At 61.3% G+C, this 19,913-nt stretch carries 18 protein-coding genes; 5 read left to right on the plus strand and 13 right to left on the minus strand.

Annotated features, from left to right (window positions below; genetic code table 11):
* Positions 1 to 34: 34 nt before the first annotated feature.
* Positions 35 to 403, minus strand: coding sequence for a gamma-butyrobetaine hydroxylase-like domain-containing protein (locus V6R85_RS14715; protein ID WP_003509699.1), 369 nt, complete (start codon positions 401 to 403; stop codon positions 35 to 37).
* Positions 404 to 535: 132 nt separating this feature from the next.
* On the opposite strand from V6R85_RS14715, the gene moaA reads away from it, so the two are divergent.
* From moaA to mobB, 5 genes are all read left to right on the plus strand, one after another.
* Positions 536 to 1,585 carry a GTP 3',8-cyclase MoaA gene (gene moaA / locus V6R85_RS14720; protein ID WP_111834455.1) on the plus strand — a complete coding sequence of 350 codons (1,050 nt, stop codon included), beginning with the start codon at positions 536 to 538 and terminating at the stop codon, positions 1,583 to 1,585.
* A 161-nt stretch (positions 1,586 to 1,746) separates the two neighbouring features.
* A complete protein-coding gene (locus V6R85_RS14725; protein WP_060726306.1) occupies positions 1,747 to 2,715 on the plus strand; it encodes a DMT family transporter in 969 nt (322 codons plus the stop codon).
* A gap of 1 nt (position 2,716) precedes the next feature.
* The gene (locus V6R85_RS14730) at positions 2,717 to 3,916 is read left to right on the plus strand and encodes a multidrug effflux MFS transporter (protein ID WP_111834456.1); all 1,200 of its coding nucleotides are present in this window, start codon (positions 2,717 to 2,719) and stop codon (positions 3,914 to 3,916) included.
* A complete protein-coding gene (gene mobA / locus V6R85_RS14735; protein WP_111834457.1) occupies positions 3,913 to 4,539 on the plus strand; it encodes a molybdenum cofactor guanylyltransferase MobA in 627 nt (208 codons plus the stop codon). Before V6R85_RS14730 ends, mobA begins: the two co-directional genes overlap by 4 nt.
* Positions 4,536 to 5,051: a molybdopterin-guanine dinucleotide biosynthesis protein B gene (mobB, locus tag V6R85_RS14740; RefSeq protein WP_111794190.1), complete on the plus strand. Its 516-nt coding sequence runs from the start codon at positions 4,536 to 4,538 to the stop codon at positions 5,049 to 5,051. The genes mobA and mobB overlap by 4 nt, the downstream gene beginning before the upstream one ends.
* Positions 5,052 to 5,341: 290 nt before the next feature.
* Here the strand turns inward: mobB and V6R85_RS14745 are convergent, their stop codons facing one another.
* From V6R85_RS14745 to argS, 12 genes are all read right to left on the minus strand, one after another.
* Positions 5,342 to 6,904, minus strand: coding sequence for a LysM peptidoglycan-binding domain-containing M23 family metallopeptidase (locus V6R85_RS14745; RefSeq protein ID WP_065695407.1), 1,563 nt, complete (start codon positions 6,902 to 6,904; stop codon positions 5,342 to 5,344).
* A 346-nt stretch (positions 6,905 to 7,250) separates the two neighbouring features.
* Positions 7,251 to 7,904, minus strand: coding sequence for a protein-L-isoaspartate(D-aspartate) O-methyltransferase (locus V6R85_RS14750; RefSeq protein ID WP_026364136.1), 654 nt, complete (start codon positions 7,902 to 7,904; stop codon positions 7,251 to 7,253).
* Positions 7,901 to 8,671, minus strand: coding sequence for a 5'/3'-nucleotidase SurE (surE, locus tag V6R85_RS14755; protein ID WP_003509717.1), 771 nt, complete (start codon positions 8,669 to 8,671; stop codon positions 7,901 to 7,903). Before surE ends, V6R85_RS14750 begins: the two co-directional genes overlap by 4 nt.
* A gap of 202 nt (positions 8,672 to 8,873) precedes the next feature.
* The gene (gene serS / locus V6R85_RS14760; RefSeq protein WP_111834458.1) at positions 8,874 to 10,157 is read right to left on the minus strand and encodes a serine--tRNA ligase; all 1,284 of its coding nucleotides are present in this window, start codon (positions 10,155 to 10,157) and stop codon (positions 8,874 to 8,876) included.
* 102 nt (positions 10,158 to 10,259) lie between these two features.
* Positions 10,260 to 11,063 (minus strand): twin-arginine translocase subunit TatC, encoded by an 804-nt coding sequence (tatC, locus tag V6R85_RS14765; RefSeq protein ID WP_003509720.1) that lies wholly within the window; start codon positions 11,061 to 11,063, stop codon positions 10,260 to 10,262.
* The gene (tatB, locus tag V6R85_RS14770; RefSeq protein ID WP_087744120.1) at positions 11,060 to 11,797 is read right to left on the minus strand and encodes a Sec-independent protein translocase protein TatB; all 738 of its coding nucleotides are present in this window, start codon (positions 11,795 to 11,797) and stop codon (positions 11,060 to 11,062) included. The genes tatC and tatB overlap by 4 nt, the downstream gene beginning before the upstream one ends.
* A gap of 56 nt (positions 11,798 to 11,853) precedes the next feature.
* On the minus strand, positions 11,854 to 12,060 hold the full coding sequence (locus tag V6R85_RS14775; RefSeq protein ID WP_003509722.1) for a twin-arginine translocase TatA/TatE family subunit: 207 nt from the start codon (positions 12,058 to 12,060) through the stop codon (positions 11,854 to 11,856).
* Between the two features lie 128 nt (positions 12,061 to 12,188).
* A complete protein-coding gene (scpB, locus tag V6R85_RS14780; RefSeq protein WP_099085363.1) occupies positions 12,189 to 12,923 on the minus strand; it encodes an SMC-Scp complex subunit ScpB in 735 nt (244 codons plus the stop codon).
* A complete protein-coding gene (locus V6R85_RS14785; protein WP_003509724.1) occupies positions 12,913 to 13,761 on the minus strand; it encodes a segregation and condensation protein A in 849 nt (282 codons plus the stop codon). The genes scpB and V6R85_RS14785 overlap by 11 nt, the downstream gene beginning before the upstream one ends.
* Before the next feature lie 58 nt (positions 13,762 to 13,819).
* Positions 13,820 to 14,836 carry a beta-N-acetylhexosaminidase gene (nagZ, locus tag V6R85_RS14790; RefSeq protein WP_003509725.1) on the minus strand — a complete coding sequence of 339 codons (1,017 nt, stop codon included), beginning with the start codon at positions 14,834 to 14,836 and terminating at the stop codon, positions 13,820 to 13,822.
* A gap of 239 nt (positions 14,837 to 15,075) precedes the next feature.
* Entirely contained in the window at positions 15,076 to 18,087 is a 3,012-nt protein-coding gene (locus tag V6R85_RS14795) for an SPOR domain-containing protein (protein WP_111834459.1), read from the minus strand.
* Positions 18,088 to 18,153: 66 nt separating this feature from the next.
* Entirely contained in the window at positions 18,154 to 19,911 is a 1,758-nt protein-coding gene (gene argS / locus V6R85_RS14800) for an arginine--tRNA ligase (RefSeq protein ID WP_111834539.1), read from the minus strand.
* Positions 19,912 to 19,913 lie beyond the last annotated feature (2 nt).

Genomic DNA, 19,913 nt, shown 5'->3' on the forward strand with positions numbered 1-19,913 from the left:
CTGTGCTTGTCACCGGAATGAGGGAAGTAAGCGCCTACCGGAATCGCGGTTCCCTGCTCAAGCCCTTTTCGGCGAGCTGCCGTTCATAATCGGCAAACAGCGCATCCCCGGTCTCACCCAATTCCTTCAGATATTTCCACGTGTAGATGCCGCTATCGTGGCCATCGTCGAAAACGATGCGAACCGCATAATTGCCGGTCGCGACCATGGAACGGATGGCGACATTGCGTTTGCCGGGCACCGTGACCTTTTGTCCCGGCCCGTGGCCCTGCACTTCCGCCGAGGGCGAAAGCACGCGCAGCATCTCGGCGCCAAGCCGGTAAACGCTTCCATCATCAAAGGAAACAGTCAATTCGCGCCGGTCTTTCGACACAAGCAGCTCGGTCGGCCAGGCATCACTCATTTTTCACTTCCGCAAGCTCGTCACATGCGTCAGAATTACGGACTTGCCTCACGATAGGCAAGCCACTACATCACCTAATAGAGCACACATCAGGCATGTGTGCCCGGCGCAAGGCGCAATGAGGATGGAGACGTGAACAGTTTCCCCGGCTCGCTTGAAAAAGCGAAAACCCTGACGGAAAACAGCACACCGATGGTGGACCCTTTCGGCCGCGCCATCACCTATCTACGGGTTTCCGTGACCGACCGCTGCGACTTCCGCTGCACCTATTGCATGTCCGAGCACATGACCTTCCTGCCGAAGAAGGACCTTCTGACGCTCGAAGAACTTGACCGGCTCTGTTCCGTCTTCATCGCGCGCGGCGTGCGCAAGCTGAGGCTGACCGGCGGCGAGCCGCTGGTTCGCAAGAACATCATGTCGTTGGTAAGGAACCTCGGCCGGCATGTGCACACAGGCGCGCTCGACGAACTGACGCTGACCACCAACGGCTCGCAGCTTGCGAAATTCGCCGCCGAACTTGCCGATTGCGGCGTGCGCCGCATCAATGTCTCGCTCGATACGCTCGACCGCGATAAATTCCGCCATATCACCCGCTGGGGCGATATCGACCGGGTGATGGAAGGGCTGGATGCCGCCCAGGCCTCGGGCATCAAGGTCAAGCTCAACGCCGTGGCGCTGAAGGACTTCAACGACGCCGAGATTCCCGATCTGATGCGTTTCGCCCATGGCCGCGGCATGGACCTGACTGTCATCGAAACCATGCCGATGGGCGAGATCGAGGAAGATCGCACTGACCGCTACCTGCCGCTTTCGCAGCTGCGCGCCGATCTCGAAAAGAGCTTCACGCTCATCGACAGCGATTACCAGACCGGCGGCCCCGCCCGTTACGTGACGGTGAAGGAAACCGGCGGCCGGATGGGCTTCATCACCCCGATGACGCATAATTTCTGCGAAAGCTGCAATCGCGTGCGCCTCACCTGCACCGGCACGCTTTATATGTGTCTCGGCCAGGACGACGCCGCCGATCTGCGCACGGCGCTGCGCGCCTCCGACAGCGACGCCTATCTCTCGAGCGCTATCGATGAAGCCCTGCTGCGCAAGCCGAAGGGGCATGATTTCATCATCGACCGGACCCATAACCGCCCCACCGTCTCCCGCCACATGAGCGTGACCGGCGGCTGAGCCTCTTTCTCGTCCACCCGCCCATATAAGCGGTTGAAATACCGGCTGTGCCGTGCCACGTCTCTTTGCATGGAGGAATGCGTGGTTGCGCCGGAACGGCGGCTCCAGATCGCCCGCAAGGGCGGACGGAGTAAACCGCGCATGGTCTGGGATATTTGGGAATGGCATTGACGGACAATACGCGCGGCGCACTTTTCATGGCGCTCGCAATGGCAAGCTTCACGGCCAATGATGCGCTGACGAAGTCCGTCACTCCCTATATCAACACCGGCCAGATCATGTTCGTCCGCGGCATCATGACCGTGGTGCTGATCTATATCGCCGCACGCCATTTCGGCGCGCTCCGGCCGCTCAAAACCCTGCTGCGGCCCATCATCATCCTGCGCTGTCTCTGCGAGGTGACAGCCGCCGTGCTTTATCTGACGGCGCTCGGCCTCATCGAGTTTTCCAATGCCTCGGCCATATTGCAATCCCTGCCGCTGGTGGTGACGCTGGGGGCTGCCCTTTTCCTGCGCGAACCCGTGGGCTGGCGGCGCTGGGCGGCCATCATCACCGGTTTCATCGGCGTGCTGATCATCATTCGCCCGGGCCCTGAAGGCTTCACGCCGGGGGCGCTGCTCGTCGTCGCATCGCTTGCGGTCACCGCCGCGCGTGACCTGCTGACCCGGAAGATGTATGCGGATGTGCCCTCACTCGCCATCACCGTCATCACCGCTTTCGTCAACATGGCCGTGGGCGGCCTGTTGATCGTGCCCTTCGGCGGCTGGCAGCCGATGAATTTCATGATTCTCTCGCATCTCGCCGGTTCCGCGATCCTGGTGCTGGTGGGCTATCAGGCGATCATTCTCGCGATGAGATCAGGCGAAATCTCCTTTGTCGCGCCATTCCGTTACACCAGCCTGCTCTGGGGTTTCATGATTGGCGTGTTCTTCTTCAACGAGAAAATCGACAGCTACACCATCGTTGGCGCCATGATCGTCATCGGTTCGGGCCTCTATACCTTCTATCGCGAAAGCCTGCGCAAGCGTTCGCAGATGGCCAAGCGCTCGGCTGCGACACCCACCGCCGCAACCACGGTGCGGCCGGCTTCCGTAACGAAAACTACCGTAACGGAAGAAGCGGGAGAATGAGATGAACAGCGGCCGTTTCCTCGACAGGACCACCCCGCCCCACATCATCACGCTAGTCGTCATCGCCGGTGTCGCAGCGCTTTGCATGAACGTATTCCTGCCCTCGCTTGCGGCCATGGCGCTTTATTTCGAGACCGATTATGCCGTGATGCAATTTGCCGTTTCGGGCTATCTTGCCGCCACCGCCTGCCTGCAGCTCGTCATCGGCCCGCTCTCCGATCTCTTCGGACGCCGGCCGGTGATGCTCGTCAGCATCGCCATCATGATCGTCGCAACGCTCGTCTGCATGCTCGCACCCAACATCACCGTTTTCATGATCGGGCGCGTGGCGCAGGCGGCCGTCGTTTCGGGCTTCGTGCTGGCGCGCGCCATCGTGCGTGACATGGTGCCGATGGAACAGGCGGCCTCGATGATCGGCTACGTGACCATGGGCATGTCCGTGGTGCCGATGGTGGGGCCGACGGTTGGCGGCCTGCTCAACGACATCTCCGGCTGGCAGTCGAGCTTTGCCCTCCTCTGCCTGCTCGGCATCGGCATTCTGGTGCTCGCCTGGTTCGATCTCGGAGAAACCAACCACAACAAATCGGCGAGTTTTTCCCAGCAGTTTCACGCCTGGCCGGAGCTGCTGCGCTCGCCGCTCTTCTGGGGTTATGCGCTGACCTCGACCTTCTCCTCAGGCATGTTCTTCTCCTTCCTCGGCGGCGCGCCCTTCGTCGGCAGCGTGCTTTACGGGCTTGCACCGGCCATGCTCGGCCTGCAATTCTTCCTCATGGCCAGCGGCTATATGCTCGGCAACTTCATCTCCGGCCGTTATGCCAGCGAAATCGGCATCACCCGCATGATGCTGTCGGGCAATGTCATCGCCATTGCGGGCATCGTCACGACCATGGTGTTGATCTCGGCCGGGGCGGAAAGCGCCTATGCGTTTTTCGTGCCGCTTGCCCTGATCGGCGTCGGCAACGGCGTAACGCTGCCCAGCGCCAATGCCGGCATGGTCAGCGTCCAGCCGCATCTGGCCGGTTCCGCCTCCGGTCTTGGCGGCGCGATGACCATTGGCGGCGGCGCGGCATTGTCAGTGCTTGCCTCCTCGGTCCTGTCCAAAGAGGATGGAACCTGGCCTCTTCTTCTCGTGATGCTGGCGACCGGCCTTGTCGCCCTCCTCACCACCTATATCGTAAGGCTGCAGGAAAAGCGGGAATGACGGCCCCTTTTGAAATACCCGGTCTCGTGCTCGCCGGCGGGCTTTCGCGGCGCATGGGCAGCAACAAGGCGATGGTGCAGCTGGGCGATCGCCCCCTCATTTCTCATGTCATCAGCCGCATCACGCCGCAGGTCTGCGATGTCACCATCAATGCTGCCAATGGCTGGGCGGAGAGTTTCGGCCTGCCGCTGCTGCCCGATACACTGAACGGCCATGCTGGGCCGCTCGCGGGTATTCTGGCTGGCATGCGCCATTTCCAGCACCGCGAAAAAGCGGCTAGCCACTTCCTGACCGCGCCCGCCGACAGCCCATTTTTTCCTGACGACCTTGTGGCGCGCCTTTGCGAGCACGTGTCAGATCATGCGATCGTCATCGCCGCCTCCAGCGGCCAGCTTCACCCGGTTTTTGCGCTGTGGCCGGTGGCCCTCGCCGATGATCTCGAGGCGTGGCTGAAGAACGATGCGAACCGGCGCATCCGCGCCTATCTTGCCCGGCATGTCACCATCGGCGTGGCTTTCCCGCCGCTGGAAACGGCAAAGGGCAGCCTCGATCCGTTCTTCAACATCAACACGCCGGATGAACTGGCGCTGGCGCGCAGCTATCTGGAGAGCATGGAACCATGACGGCACAAAAGGTCTTCGGCATTGCCGGCTGGAAGAACTCGGGCAAAACAGGCCTTGCGGTGCGCATCGTCACCGAACTGACGGCGCGCGGCTACCGCGTCTCCACCATCAAGCACGCCCATCATGATTTCGACATCGACAAGGTCGGCGCAGATAGCTGGCGTCACCGGCAGGCCGGCGCGCACGAGGTTACCATCGTTTCCGGCACCCGTTTCGCCATCATGCATGAACTGCGCGGCGAACCGGAACCCTCCTTCGAGGATATTCTCTCCCGCCTCGCCCCCTGCGATCTGGTGCTGATCGAAGGTTACAAATATGAGCCGGTGCCGAAGATCGAGGCGCGCCGGCTGGAGGCCGCCAAGACCGAACCGCTTGCGCCGCTCGATCCGCATATCGTCGCGATTGCCGCCGATCATGAGGTGGCGGACGCCACCCTTCCCGTCTTCGATCTCGACGATACCGCCACGATCGCAGACTTCATCGAGAAGACGGTGGGGCTGGTCAGGGGCTAGACATGTAGCGGATCGACGTGACTTGGGCTGCATCCCCACATCCGTCATACCGACCTTGAGCCGGTATCCAGCCAGCCCAAGTCCTTGGGCTGAGGAGACTCATTCCGCCGCGCAGACGCGCGTCGACTGGATGCCGGATCGGGTCCGGCATGACGGAGGAGAAAACCGCGAGGAAACCAACACCCACTAAGCCCGTGGCACCCATTCCAGCACCTTCTCCGCACGCACCACCCCAAAAATGAAAAAGCCGGGTTCTTCACCCGGCTTCATCATTCCTTGAGACGCAATACCTATTCAAGGAAACTGGAGGGGTTCACCGGCGTCGCATCCTTGCGGACTTCGAAGTGAACCTGCGGACGCTTGGCGCTGCCGGTCATGCCTGAGGTGGCGATGGTCTGGCCGCGCTGGACCTTCTGGCCGCGCTGTACGTCGAGATTGGCGGCGTTGCCGTAAACCGTGACCTTACCGTCGTCGTGACGGACGAGAACCGTGTTGCCGAGCTGCTTCAGGCCGTTGCCCGCATAGATGACCACGCCGTTTTCGGCGGCCTTGATCGGCGTGCCCTCGGGAACGGAGATGTTGATGCCATCGTTGCGGCTGCCTTCGACATTGTCGCCGAAATTGTTGATGACCGCACCGCGTACCGGCCAGCGATATTTGCCGATACCGGTGGATTCCGGTGCGATGGAGGCCATGTCGGCCTTCTTCTCGATATCGCTGACACTTGCCGTGGCTGGTGTGGCAGGCGCAGTCGGAGCGGCGGCAGCAGCGGGAGCCTTGTAGGGCTCAGGCTTGACCGATGCGGTTTCGACCGCCTTCGCCGCTTCCTTGGCGGGAACGGAAGCTGTCTTGATGGCATCCGTCGAAGCGCCCGGCATGTTGAGCGTCTGGCCGACGCGGATGCTTTCATTGCCGAGACCGTTCGCGGCCTTCAAGGCAGCAACCGATACGCCGTTTTCGCGGGCGATCTTCGCCAGGCTGTCGCCCGGCTGAACCTTGTAACCACCGGTCGGCGGCAACGGCTTACCGCCCGGAGGCGTCAGCTTGCCGGCTTCGGAGGAAACCTTGTCACGCACGGCGGTCTGCGACGGCAGCACGGCTACGTTCCCCTCGGGGCCGCGCAGCGGGGTCGGCTGGTCGCCATTGCGGTTGAGAGCGATATTGCCGGCAGCATCCTTGGCGGCATTGCGGGCCTGGCCGAATTTCGGAATGAGGATCGACTGGCCGGCCTGCGCCGAGGATGCGGTCTTCAGACCGTTGACGCGCAGCAGTTCCTTTTCCGGAACGCCGTAACGGTTGGAGAGTGTCGCGATGCTTTCGCCGGGACGCAGGGTCACGGAGGAAGCGCCATCGGTGTGCCAGCCATTCTTGTCGGAACGAACAGTTGCCGTGGTCAGGTTGTCGGCGACGGGAGCAGCAGCCTGCTGGGCGGGCGCAGCAAGCGACGGCGCGGCCTTGGGCTGAGCGGACGGGAAAGGCTGGGCCATGGCTTCGTTGCGGGTCGACGGATCGCGGCTTGCCACGGCGGTTGGGGCCGAAAGCTCGGAACGCTGCACCGGCGAGGCCGACGCGCGGGCCGTGGAAGGCTGAACCCCGCCATAGCCACCGGACTGCGGATAGGAGTTGCCGGCCATGTTCTGGTTGGCGTAACCACCCTGCGGCGCGGCAGAGGCGTAACCGCCATTCATGTCGCCCTGCGGGACCGGGACCTGCCCGTAAGCACCGCCGCCCTGACGGGCAGGAATTGACGCCGTTGTCATCCGATCCGGTCCACTGGAAAAGAGGCCACTGAACCGCGTTGCATCCGAGCTACAGCCCGTTGCGACGCTTGCCAGCAATGCCGCTGCGAACATTTTTGCGACTGATTTTCCGATTTTAGACGAATGTCTCATACGCATGACTCGATCTACACTGACGCCAACCCGCCGCATCTAGATGCGATCCGGCACAAATTTCACTTCTTGCAAGGCCCATTTCCCGAGGTGGGGAAAACCATGCGTCGATGTTTATGATTAAAGCGCGTTAGTGTTACCACGCCGTTAAAACGTTAAGCCGCTCAGTGCTTTTTTGACACTTCGATAACCATGACGGAAACCAGATGCGTCATGTTGAGACAATAATGATATTAAAAATCAGATAGTTGCGAAAATTCAGAACATTAGGAGACAAAAATAGAATGTCTCCAAAATTTTCATTTTGTCACAAATGACGCGCAATATGGGTGCTGAGCGGCAGATAAGGCGCCTCGAACAGCTCTTCCTTCTCGAAGCGGCTGCCGGTCTTGGAGAAACGCGTCATCACGCAACGGTCGCCTTCAAGAATGATCGGCGCGATCATCATGCCGCCCGAAACGATCTGCTCGGCAAAGAAGCGGGGCATGGTGGTAAAGGCGGCGGTGGAGACGATACGATCGAAGGTTCCCTCGCCCACCAGACCATTGCTGCCATCCGCCTGGCGGATGACGACATTGCGGATGGAGAGATCATCGAGACAGTTCTGCGCCTGCTGCACCAGCGTCTTGTAGCGCTCCAGCGAAAAGACGCGCTCCACCCGGCGTGCAATGATCGCCGTCATGAAACCGCTGCCCGTGCCGATTTCCAGCACGCGCTGGCCGGGTTTCAGCTGCAGGCGGGCGAGAATCTTCACCGCCATGTCAGCGCCTTCCATGAAGGCGCCGCAGTCGATCGGAATGGTACGGCTGGAATAGGCGTCAGCCGCAAATTGCGGCGGCACGAATTTGGAACGCGGCGTCTGCTCAACCGCCGTCAGAAGGTCAAGGTCGGAAATCCCCTCGCCCCTTAAGCGGAGAACGAGAGCGGCAAAACCTTCCTTTTCGACCATTGCGGATTTCAATCGGCGACTCCGAATCCAAGTGCTTGCGCAACCCGATCCTTCACCGTGTAGTCCGTCAGGTCAAGCTTAAGCGGTGTGACCGAAATCTTGCCGTGCTTCAAGGCGTGAATATCCGTGCCCTCGCGGAAGGTGCCGAGGCGCTCGCCGAAGCGCAGCCAATAATAAGGAAGACCGCGACCATCCTGCCGCTCCTCCACCGTCAGGCCGAAATCGAGCTTGCCCTGCCCGGTGACGGACACGCCCTGCACATCCTTTGGCGCACAATTGGGGAAATTGAGGTTGAGGAAGGTGCCGTCAGGCAGATCGACATCAATGAGCTTGCGAATGAGATCGGGCGCATAGGTTTCAGCGACTTCCCAAGGCACGACGCGGCCTTCGGCGTGGCTGAACGCCTGGCTCAGCGCAAAGGAGCGCACGCCCTGCAGCGTGCCTTCGATGGCGCCGGCAATGGTGCCGGAATAGGTGACATCATCGGCCATGTTGGCGCCGGCATTGACGCCTGAGAGGACGAGATCGGGTTTTTCCGGCAGAACCTCGCGAATGCCCATGATAACGCAATCGGTGGGCGTGCCGCGCAGCGCGAAATGTTTGTCGGAAACCTTACGCAGACGCAGCGGTTCGGAAAGCGTCAGCGAATGGGCAAGCCCGCTCTGGTCGGTTTCCGGCGCAACGATCCAGACATCATCCGACAACGTGCGGGCGATACGCTCCAGCACGGCCAGACCTTCGGCGTGAATACCGTCGTCATTCGTCAGCAAAATCCGCATGTTTTCCTCCGCTGCTGTATCCCGCTATGAGGACACAATGATTTCTCTCACAGAAGCACCCCCCATACCCGTCATTCCGGTCTTGAGCCGGAATCCAGTCGACGCGCATCCGCGCGGCGGGAAGAGTCTCTTCAGCCCAATGACTTGGGCTGGCTGGATACCGGCGCAAGGCCGGTAGGACGGCCGATTAACAGACGGCCAATCAGGCCGCCTTCTCGATCCGCGTCAGCCCGCCCATATAGGGCAGCAGCACGTCCGGAATTGTGACGGAACCATCGTCGTTCAGATAATTTTCGAGAACGGCGATCAGGCAGCGGCCGACGGCGGTGCCGGAACCGTTCAGCGTATGAACGAACTTCGTCGCCTTGTCGTCCTTGCCGCGATAACGCGCATTCATGCGCCGCGCCTGGAAATCGCCGCAGACCGAGCAGGACGAAATTTCGCGATAGGTATTCTGGCCGGGCAGCCACACTTCCAGATCGTAGGTCTTGCGGGCGCTGAAGCCCATATCGCCCGTGCAGAGCGTCATGGTGCGGAAATGCAGGCCAAGACGCTTCAGCACTTCCTCGGCGCAGGCCGTCATGCGCTCATGCTCGGCAACGGCGCTTTCCGCATCGGTGATGGAGACGAGCTCACATTTCCAGAACTGGTGCTGGCGCAGCATGCCGCGCGTGTCGCGACCGGCCGAGCCCGCTTCCGAACGGAAGGACGGTGTCAGCGCGGTGAAGCGCAGCGGCAGCTTCTCCTGATCGAGAATTTCGCCGGACACGAGGTTGGTCAGCGTCACCTCCGCCGTCGGGATCAGCCAGCGGCCATCCGTGGTCTTGAACAGGTCCTCGGAGAATTTAGGCAATTGCCCGGTGCCGAACATCGCCTCGTCGCGCACCATCAGCGGCGAGGAGACTTCGGTATAGCCATGTTCGCTGGTGTGCAGGTCGATCATGAACTGGCCGAGCGCTCGCTCCAGACGCGCCAACTGGCTGGTCAGCACGGTGAAACGTGCGCCGGAAAGCTTGGCGGCACGCTCGAAATCCATATAGCCGAGCGCTTCGCCAATCTCGAAGTGCTCCTTTGCCTCATGGTTCCAGCCGGGCTTCTGGCCGACCACACGGGCGACCACATTGTCATGCTCGTCCTTGCCGTCGGGCACATCGTCGAAAGGCATGTTGGGCAGGCGCGACAGCGCGTCGTTCAGCTCGGCGGTGACCTGACGGTCCTCCTCCTCGGCGCGCGGCATGTTGTCCTTGAGGTCGGCGACTTCGGCCTTGAGCTTGTCAGCAAGCTCCATGTTCTTCTGCGCCATGGCGGCGCCGATCTCCTTGGAGGCGGCATTGCGGCGCGACTGCATGTCCTGCAGGGACTGGATGACGGAACGGCGCTTTTCATCGAGCGCGATCAGGCCGCTGGCGGCAGGCTCCGCGCCGCGGCGCGCAAGCGCCGCATCAAAGGCTTCGGGGTTTTCGCGTATCCATTTAATGTCGTGCATCGTCGTTCCAGACCGTTGTTGCATTGCCCGTGTTTTACAGCAAAACGCCGGGCATGAACCCGGCGCGAGGAGATTTTCAGAGCGGCGAGACCTTCAGGAAAATCAGGTCTCCTCCAGCTCCGTGCTTGCGGATTCCGCAGCGCGCTTCCTCTCCACGAGTCGAGCCATGTAGATGGAAATCTCGTAGAGAATGATCGCAGGCAGTGCAAGACCGATCTGGGACATGGGATCGGGCGGCGTCAGCACGGCGGCAACCACAAAGGCCATGACGATGGCGAACTTGCGCTTTTCCCTGAGCCAGTCGCTGGTCAGAAGACCGACGCGCGCCAGAAGCGTGGTGACGACGGGCAGCTGGAACACCAGACCGAAGGACAGCACCAGCGTCATGATGAGGCTCAGATATTCCGACACCTTCGGCATCAGTGAAATCGCGACTTCGCCATCTTCCGGCAATTGCTGCATGGCGAGGAAGAACCACATGACCATAGGCGTGAAGAAGAAATAGACGAGCGCCGCACCGATAAGGAACAGGATCGGGGAAGCGATGAGGAATGGCAGGAAGGCGGCGCGCTCGTTCTTGTAGAGACCGGGCGCCACGAATTTGTAAAGCTGCGAGGCGATCACCGGGAAGGAGATCACCATGGCGCCGAACATCGCAACCTTGATCTGCGTGAAGAAGAATTCCTGCGGCGCAGTATAGATCAGTGACGATTTCGTCACATCCAGCCCCGCCCAGAGCACTGCCCATTTATAGGGAATGACAAGCAGGTTGAAGAGATGTTTGGCAACGGCGAAGCAGCCGATGAAGGCAATGAAGAACGCGCCGAGCGCCCAGATCAGCCGCGTGCGCAACTCCATGAGATGCTCAATAAGCGGCTGCGGCTTATCCTCGATATCCCCGCTCATACTTCATCCTTTGTGGGCTTTGCAGCCTTGGTTTTTGCCGTCTTCGCCGGCTTGGCATCGGCCACCGCCGCCTTGTCTGCGGAAGACTTCCGGACGGCCGCCTTTTTGGCGACGGTCTTCACGGCGGGCTTCGAGGCGGCGGGCTCACTGGTTTTCGCGGTGACGGCGGTTTCGGGCGCTGCGGCAACCTTGCTCCGGGCTGCACGTTTCGGCTTGGCGGCAACCGCTTCGGCCTCAACAGTAGCAATAGATTTCGCCCGCGCGCGCTTCGGCTTCTCCTCCGCAGCGAGGGCCGCGGCAACCGGCGCAGCGGGTGCGGCTACAACAGGCGGCGCATCCGGCAGCTTCATTTCAGGCTCAGGCACGCTGACCAGCGGCGCGACCGGCTCGCTTGTCGCCGGCGCCGGCGTGGACGAAAGGCCATCCGGCGCAGCCGTCGCCTTCTGAAGATCGGACTTGATCTCGTTGCCGAGCTGGCGAAGCGGGTTCATCGCATCGCGCAGCGAGTTGGTGGGGTTGAGATTGCGGACATCGGAGATCGTCTGGCGCACATCGTCCATGTCGGCCTCTTTGAGCGCCTCATCGAACTGCGTGCGGAAGTCCCCCGCCATCTTGCGAAGGCCGGCCATCGTTTTGCCGAAGGCGCGGATCATGGGCGGCAAGTCTTTCGGTCCGACGACCACGATCAAAACGACCGCAATCACCAGAAGCTCGCTCCAGCCGATATCAAACATCAAAATGCTCCCGAGACCCTAACGCCCGTCAGTCTCACACCAAGCGGCAAGGCCGCTTACTTGATCTCGTCAGCCTTGTGGTCGACGGTCTTCGTGTTGGCATCGGCCGGCGGCGGCGTCTGGTCTTCGTCAGCCATGCCCTTCTTGAAGCTCTTGATGCCCTTTGCAACATCACCCATCAATTCCGGAATCTTGCCGCGTCCGAAGAGGACGAGAACGATCACCAGCACGATGAGCCAATGCCACACACTAAAAGAACCCATAACTGAAACTCCTGAATTTCGCTTTCAGACGATGTAAGACGTTTGAAAGGCTTTTTCAAACGACAAATCGTCGCTTCAACAGCGAGTGCGCATAAAGTTTTCGTGGCCGCGCCAACAGGATGGCGATATCAATCGTCGCCATCGCCGCCGCCAGGCGCAAGCAGGCCCAGTTCCTCAAGATCAAGCTGCGTGATCGGGTCTTCGTCCTCACGCAATTCGTCGCTCATCATCGGCAGAGGCACGCCGAAATTGGAGGGAATGCGGCCGGAAAGCAGCCCTGCGCCCTTCAATTCCTCAAGGCCCGGCAGATCGCGCAGTTCCTCAAGGCCGAAATGGTCGAGAAACTCCACCGTGGTGCCGATCGTCACGGGCCGGCCGGGTGTACGCCTGCGGCCACGGAACCTGACCCAGCCCGCCTCCATCAGCACATCAAGCGTGCCGCGCGAGGTCTGAACACCGCGGATTTCCTCGATTTCGGCGCGTGTCACCGGTTGATGATATGCGATAATCGCAAGAACTTCCAGCGCCGCGCGCGACAGCTTCTTCGGCTCCTTCTCCTCGGCGCGGATGACGAAAGAAAGATCACCGGCGGTGCGAAAAGCCCATTGCCCGCCCACCTGCACGAGATTGACGCCCCGCTCCGCATAGAGAACCTTGAGACGCTGCAGAATGGCGACGACATCCATGCCGCGCGGCAGGCGCTCGGCGATGAAACCGACAGAAACCGGCTCGGACGAGGCGAAGACCAAAGCCTCGGCGATCCGCTCGGCCTCCTTCACCTGCCGTTCGGAAAACACCGTCTGTTCGGGCTCGGCCCCATCTGCCGCAATGGTGGCCTCGGCGGTCTCATCGTCATTCATCATTATCAGTCCTTTCGGCATTCACGGCACGGTCGTCCCTTGCGCCGCGGCGCATATAGATGGGCTGGAAAGCACCGTCCTGCCGGATTTGCAGCGAGCCCTCGCGCACCAGCTCCAGCGAAGCGGCAAAGGCGCTGGCAATCGCCGTCACGCGCATGGCCGGATCGGGCACATATTGCAGCAGATATTGATCGAGCACGGTCCATTCCCCGACATCGCCAAGGAGGTGGGTCAGAAGCTCGCGCGCCTCGACAAGCGACCAGACCTGCCGTTTTTCAATCGTGACCTGGGTAATCGCCTGACGCTGCCGCAGATTGGCATAGGCGCTGAGCAGATCGTAAAGATTGGCCTCATAGGCCGAGCGGTTGATATGCGGAATATGCTCCGGCGCGCCACGGGCAAAAACATCGCGGCCGAGCTGGGCGCGGTTGACGAGGCGTTCCGCCGCCTCGCGCATCGCCTCCAGGCGTTTCAGCCGGAAGGCCAGCGTCGCGGCCATTTCCTCGCCCGAGGGGCCTTCATCTTTGGATTGCTGCGGAATGAGGAGCTTGGATTTGAGGAAGGCGAGCCACGCCGCCATCACGAGATAATCGGCCGCCAGCTCGATGCGCACGCGGCGCGCACTTTCCACGAATTGCAGATATTGTTCGGCGAGCGCCAGCACCGAAATGCGCGACAGATCGACCTTCTGCGTGCGGGCAAGATGCAGGAGAAGATCGAGCGGGCCTTCAAAACCCGCGACATCGATGACCAGCCCGGCCTCACCCGTCAACCGCTCCGGCGTCACATCCTGCCAGAGCTTGTCCATCGGCGTTGAATTGCGAGACTTGTCTGCGGCCATTGTTCCATCCGCCGGGCGTCCGGCCTTGATCCCGAGTGAGCGGCCGCCCCCAAGATCGTCAGGAAACGGCCCACATGGCGTTGAATTCGGCTCTCAGTTCCGCTTCGTCGGACGGGTCCGCAGTCGGGAAACCCGCTTCAACTGCCCGCACCCGCTCCAGCGAGCGGCCGGAAAGAACGGGAACCTCCTTCACGACTTCAAGCATTTCACCCATCACGCCGTTGCAATGCAAGACTATATCGCAGCCACCCGCAACAATATTCGCAGCCCGCTCGCCCAGCGTACCCTTCAACGCGTTCATGGAACTGTCGTCGGACATCAGCAGGCCATCAAAGCCGATACGACCGCGAATGATCTCCTCGATGACCTTCGGCGAGGTCGTAGCAGGCCGTTCGCGGTCGACGGCATTGAATACCAGATGCGCGCTCATCGCCATCAATTCGTGGTTCAGCGCCCGGAACGGCACAAAATCATGGGCGTCCAGCTCATCGAGCGGTACGTCGACGACAGGCAGTTCATGATGCGAATCCACCATGCCGCGACCGTGACCCGGCATATGTTTCATGACAGGCAGCATGCCGCCCGCCTTCAGGCCATCGGCGGCCGCCTGCCCCATCTCGGCCACCATGGTCGGCGTGTAGCCATAGGCGCGGTTGCCGATGACGTTGCTGGCGCCTTCCACCGGCACGTCAAGCACCGGCAGGCAATCGACATTGATACCGAATTTCATGAGGTCGAAGGCATGCAGGCGCGACATCAGCCAGGCGGCACGCAGACCCGCCCCCCGGTCGCGCTCATAGATTTCACCGAGAATGCGGGCATTCGGATAGGCCTGCAGGATCGGCGGCTTGATGCGCTGAACACGCCCACCCTCCTGATCGATCAGAACCGGCGCGTCTGGCCGCCCGACGGCGTCGCGCATGGCGGCGACGAGATCGGTGATCTGCTGCGGCTCGCCGATATTGCGCCCGAACAGGATGAAGCCCCAGGGCTGTTCATCGCGGTAAAGGGCAATCTCGTCGGCGGTCAGCGAAAGCCCGCTGCATCCGAGGATCATAGCTTTGCAATCAGTCATGATGTCACGCTCTCAGGGAAGATAGGGGTAAGGGTAAGGAGACTGCGCCATCGGGACTGCGAAAATCGTCCGATAACCTCTCCGCCGTCATCCTCGGGCTTGATCCGAGGATTCATCGCTCCGGGTTGTGGTTCCTCGGGACAAGCCCGAGGATGATGCAGAGTGTGATGGAAGGTCCAAATACTCTAAGGGCTGCCTCATGCGGCAGCCCCAATCTTTCTACGCCGGATCAGCCTCTATCAGCGCGCTACCAGGCAGCTGCCGCCGGCTGAGCGGAACTTTTCGCACAGCGCCACAGCTTCGTTCTTGTCACCCGCCGGGATGCGGACGCGGTAGAACGTGCCCTTGCCGGCGATTTCGGCGGCCTTGATGTCGACGCCACGTCCACCGATGACCGAGCCGAACTTGGCCGACATGTTCTGGTAGGACTTCTGGGCTTCCGCCTGGCTCGGCAGCGAGGCGATCTGGATGTAGTAGCCACCGGCAGAAGGCGTGCTGGTCGCTGCCGGGGTCGCGGCTGCCGCCTGCTGCTGCGCGGCCTGCGGCTGTGCCGGAGCGGTCGCGGGGCGCACATTGCCCTGGTTGGTCACCGTTGCCACCACATTGGCAGGCTGCGAGGACGGACGTGCCGCTGGAAGCGGTGCTGCCGACTGCGCTGCCGGCTTGGCGGCGGCGGCAGGTGTGTTGGCCTGCGGCTGAGCCTGCTCCGGCGCGACCGGAACCCGCGATGCGGCGATGACGGCGGGAGCGCCCTCACCGGGCTTCGCGGTCTGCGGCGCTGCAAGCTCCTCGACCTTGTCGGCCTTCGGCGGCTGGGCTGCAGGTACCTCGACCTCCTGGGCAACCAGCGTGCCATCAGGCTTGACGATCATGGTGCGGACCTTGCGCGGCGAAACGCCGGTTGCAGCCGAACCTTCGTTCTGTGCGGCCTTTTCTTCCGGCGAAAGCAGACGCGGATCCTCGGTCTCGCCAACCGGCGTGCCGGCGGCTTCCATATCCGCGTCGTTTTCGCCTTCAAGCGGCAATTGTTCGGGGATCAGCGTGCGCTGAACCACATCCACCGGCTGCTCGTTGCTGGAAATCAGCGCCGGCTGCTTCGGATCGGCAGCGCTGCCGCCAGCCACGCGGTCATAAACCGCCTTGTCCTGATTTGGCACGACGCGACCGCCCGGATTTTCCGGCACGACCTTCATCGGGTCATTGTCGGCGGAGATGATGACAGGTGCGCCATTGGAGCCCGTGCTGGACGAGCCGCCGGAAACCAGCGCGTAAACGCCGCCACCGATCAGCACCAGACCGATTGCGGCTGCAACCGGCATGATCCAGCGGCGACCGCCGCGTTCATCCTCGTCACGATAAGCCGCCGGATGCTCCACATAGGTATTCTCGGCGTCGCGGGACGCGTTGCCACGGGACGCCGCAGCCTCCTGCATGGAACGACGGAAATCCTCTTCCAGCGCCCGTTCGAATTCATCGGCCTCTTCCGGAGCCTGAACAGGACGCGCCTGGGCGGCGCCGCGATTTTCCGCATGTTTGTGACGGTCGAGACCACCGGCGACAGCAGGCGCAAACAGCGTCGCAAGCTCGGTATCGATATCGAGATCTTCTTCGTGACGGCGCGCGGCCGGCTTGGGTTCAAAAACCCCGACCGGCAGTTCCGGCACATCCATTTCGACGATGGTTTCCGGATGTTCTTCCGTCTCGCCGATCTGCGAAGGATCGAAAGGCAGGCTTTCCAGCGTCTGTGGTGCCGGCTGCGGTGCTGCAGCAGCGGGACGCGGCTGAACAGCAGCAGCGACCGGTGCGGCAACGGGAGCCGGGCGCGGCTGCGGCGCGGGCTGTTCTCTCACGGGCTGCGGCGCGACGGCAGCAACGGCAACCGGAGCGGCCGGCTGCTGGCGAACGGGTTGCGGCGCGGGCGCAGGTGCAACCTCCGCCTCGACGATTTCAGACAAATCCAGATCAAGATCGAGATCGTCGAGCGCGAGCTCGAAATCATCATCGTTGAAGCCAGCGAAATCCGTGAAATCCAACTCTTCGACGGGTGCTGCGGGCGCAGCAGCGACAATCGGCGCTGCCTTCACCGGCGCGGCGGCGACCACGGGCAGCTCCACTTCCGCAGCCTGCGCAGCGGGAACGTCCTGCACGAGCGGTGTTTCACCGCGACCGGGAATGGAATATTTCGCGACGTCGTAAATCAGCTCGTCCATCGGCGAGAGATGTTTCGATGCCGGCTTCTCGGCAACCTCAAACGCCAGAGGCTCCACGGCAGGCGTGAAGGTCTCGGCAACCGGCGGTGCAAAGGACGGAGCGGTGTCTTCCGCCTGAACGAAGGCAGGTGCGGGAGCGGCTTCGACCTGCGGCTCGATACGGGCCGCGGCAGGCTGCTGCTCGGAGCGCGGCTCAACCCGCTTCGGATCGACAGCCGAAACATCCCGGCGCGCGCCGAAATTGGCAAGCGGCAGCCGCAGGCTGGAGAATTCCAGCGAAGACCGGCCGCCATGCGACGGCGGACGCACGGAAATCGGTGCGGGCGCTTCCTCGGCGACAGCTATTTCCACCTCATCGGCGAGATCGAAAGCCTGCGGCTCCGGCGCATAGGTCTGAACATTGCTCGAAACATCGGCCGGGAGCTCCGGCATGGCGTGCCATTCGGGCTGCACGGGCTCAGCGGCCTGCGGCTCTTCCCATGCCACTTGCTGGGCGGCCGGCTGATAAACCATCGGCTCGGCGGGACGCGACTGGCGCGAATGCACATCGAAAACTTCGGCCACCGCGCCGGCATCATCACGGAAATCCGCGCGAATATCCTGGGTGGTCGTTTCGACGTAGTTGTGAATATAGGCCTGATCGATTTCCGGAAGCGGCTCTTCCCTCACCTCTGGCGCAGACGCGGCCACGGGTTCGGCCACCGGCGCAAGCTCCGGCTCGCGGCGGGCGAAAACGGATTCGACACGCTGCATGAAATCGTTGGGATGGATGCCCGCACGGACATCGTTTGCCGGATCAAGAACGACCGGATCGGCGTGCGGCGCATCGTAAACCTCGAACTCCCGAAGCAGCTCGTCTTCGAGGTTGAATTCGGGTTCGCGGCGGGTTGCCGGTGAGGCAGCGCGTGGCGCAGCTTCGGAACCCGCATGCGAAGGACGATCTTCGAAGCCGACGATACGTGCCAGCTCTGCCAGAGGATCGTTGTCAGCGAAGCCTTCGGACCGGGTGTCCCGGTTATACGCGACATTTTTTTCGACCATTACGTGTTCCACCATCTACGCATTGCAGCTCTTGCCAGCGTATTGTGAGCAAATAATGGTGATATGTTATCGCATTTCAGCAGGTGCGTCCGCTCCTAAAAGCGTAAGGCCGGACCTCAAAACATTTGCGACAGCATTCACCAGCCCAAGTCTGGCAATGCTCAATTCTCGGTTTTTATCGTTAATAAAACGTAATTCCGGCTGGTCTTTACCCTTGTTCCAGTGTCCATGGAAGGAACTGGCGAGATCATAGAGGTAAAAAGCAAGCCGGTGCGGCTCATGCGAAAGGGCTGCGGATTCGATCAGGCGCGGATATTCGGCGAGCTTTGCAACCAGCTGCAACTCATTGATATCACTGATCAAAGTGACAGATGCCGCCATCTCTTCCGCAGAGGGAGCAAGCCCCGGAAACGCTTCCTGCGCCTGCCGGAAGATCGACATTGAGCGGGCGTGCGCATATTGCACGTAAAAAACCGGATTATCCTTCGATTGTTCGGTCACTTTCGCGAAATCGAAGTCCAGCGGCTCGGAATTCTTCCGATAAAGCATCATGAATCGCACGGGATCGCGACCCACTTCATCGACAACATCGCGCAGCGTGACGAAGTCGCCGGAGCGTTTCGACATCTTCACCGGCTCGCCGTCACGGAACAGCTTGACGAGCTGGCACAGAAGAACCGTCAGCTTCGACTTGCCCTCGGAGACGGCGCGCGCAACGGCTTCAAGACGCTTGACGTAACCGCCATGGTCAGCGCCGAGCACATAGATCATCTCGGAGAAACCGCGATCGAACTTGTTCTTGAAATAGGCAACGTCGGCGGCAAAATAGGTGTAGGAACCGTCCGACTTCATCAGCGCGCGGTCCATATCGTCGCCCACTTCCGTGGAGCGGAACAGCGTCTGTTCGCGGTCTTCCCAGTCCTCAGGCAATTCGCCCTTCGGCGGCGGCAGGGTGCCCTTGTAGACATGGCCCTTGAAGGTGAGGTCGTTGATGGCCGAGAGGATCGGACCGCCATTGCCCTCATGCAGCGTGCGCTCCGAGAAGAACACATCGTGCCTGACGTTGAGCAGGGCCAGATCCTCGCGGATCATCACCATCATCGCGTCGATCGCCTTGTCCTTTACGATCGGCAGCCATTTTTCCTCGGGCATGGCGCGCAGCTTGATGCCATATTCATCCGCCAGCGTCTGGCCAACGGGAACGAGATAGTCACCGGGGTAGAGACCGGACGGAATGGTGCCGATATCTTCACCAAGCGCCTCGCGGTAACGCAGGAACACCGAACGGGCCAGCACATCGATCTGCGAGCCGGCATCGTTGATGTAATATTCCTTGGTAACGCCGTAACCCGCAAAAGCGAGCAGGTTCGCCAGCGTGTCGCCGACAACGGCGCCACGGCAATGGCCGACATGCATCGGGCCGGTCGGGTTGGCGGAGACATATTCGACGTTGATCTTCTGGCCAGCACCGACGGTGGAGCGGCCGAAATCGATGCCCTGACTGATCATATCGGCCAGAAGACGCTGCCAGTAACCGACCGAAACCTTGAGATTGATGAAGCCCGGACCGGCGACATTGACGCTGTCGACATCGCCATCCGCCTGAAGTGCGGGCACGATGAGTTCGGCAAGCGCGCGCGGATTGGTGCCGAGCGGCTTCGCCAGCACCATGGCGGCATTGGTTGCTACATCGCCGTGGCTCAGATCACGCGGGGATTCGACCGTAACTCGACTGAAATCGACCTTTTCGCGGTTCTCTTTCACGAGATCGAGGGTCTCGAGCGCGTTTTTGATCCTGGTATCGAAATCAGCAAAAATGTTCATCG

The sequence above is a fragment of the Agrobacterium sp. CCNWLW32 genome, assembly GCF_037083425.1.
Lineage (GTDB): Bacteria > Pseudomonadota > Alphaproteobacteria > Rhizobiales > Rhizobiaceae > Agrobacterium > Agrobacterium radiobacter.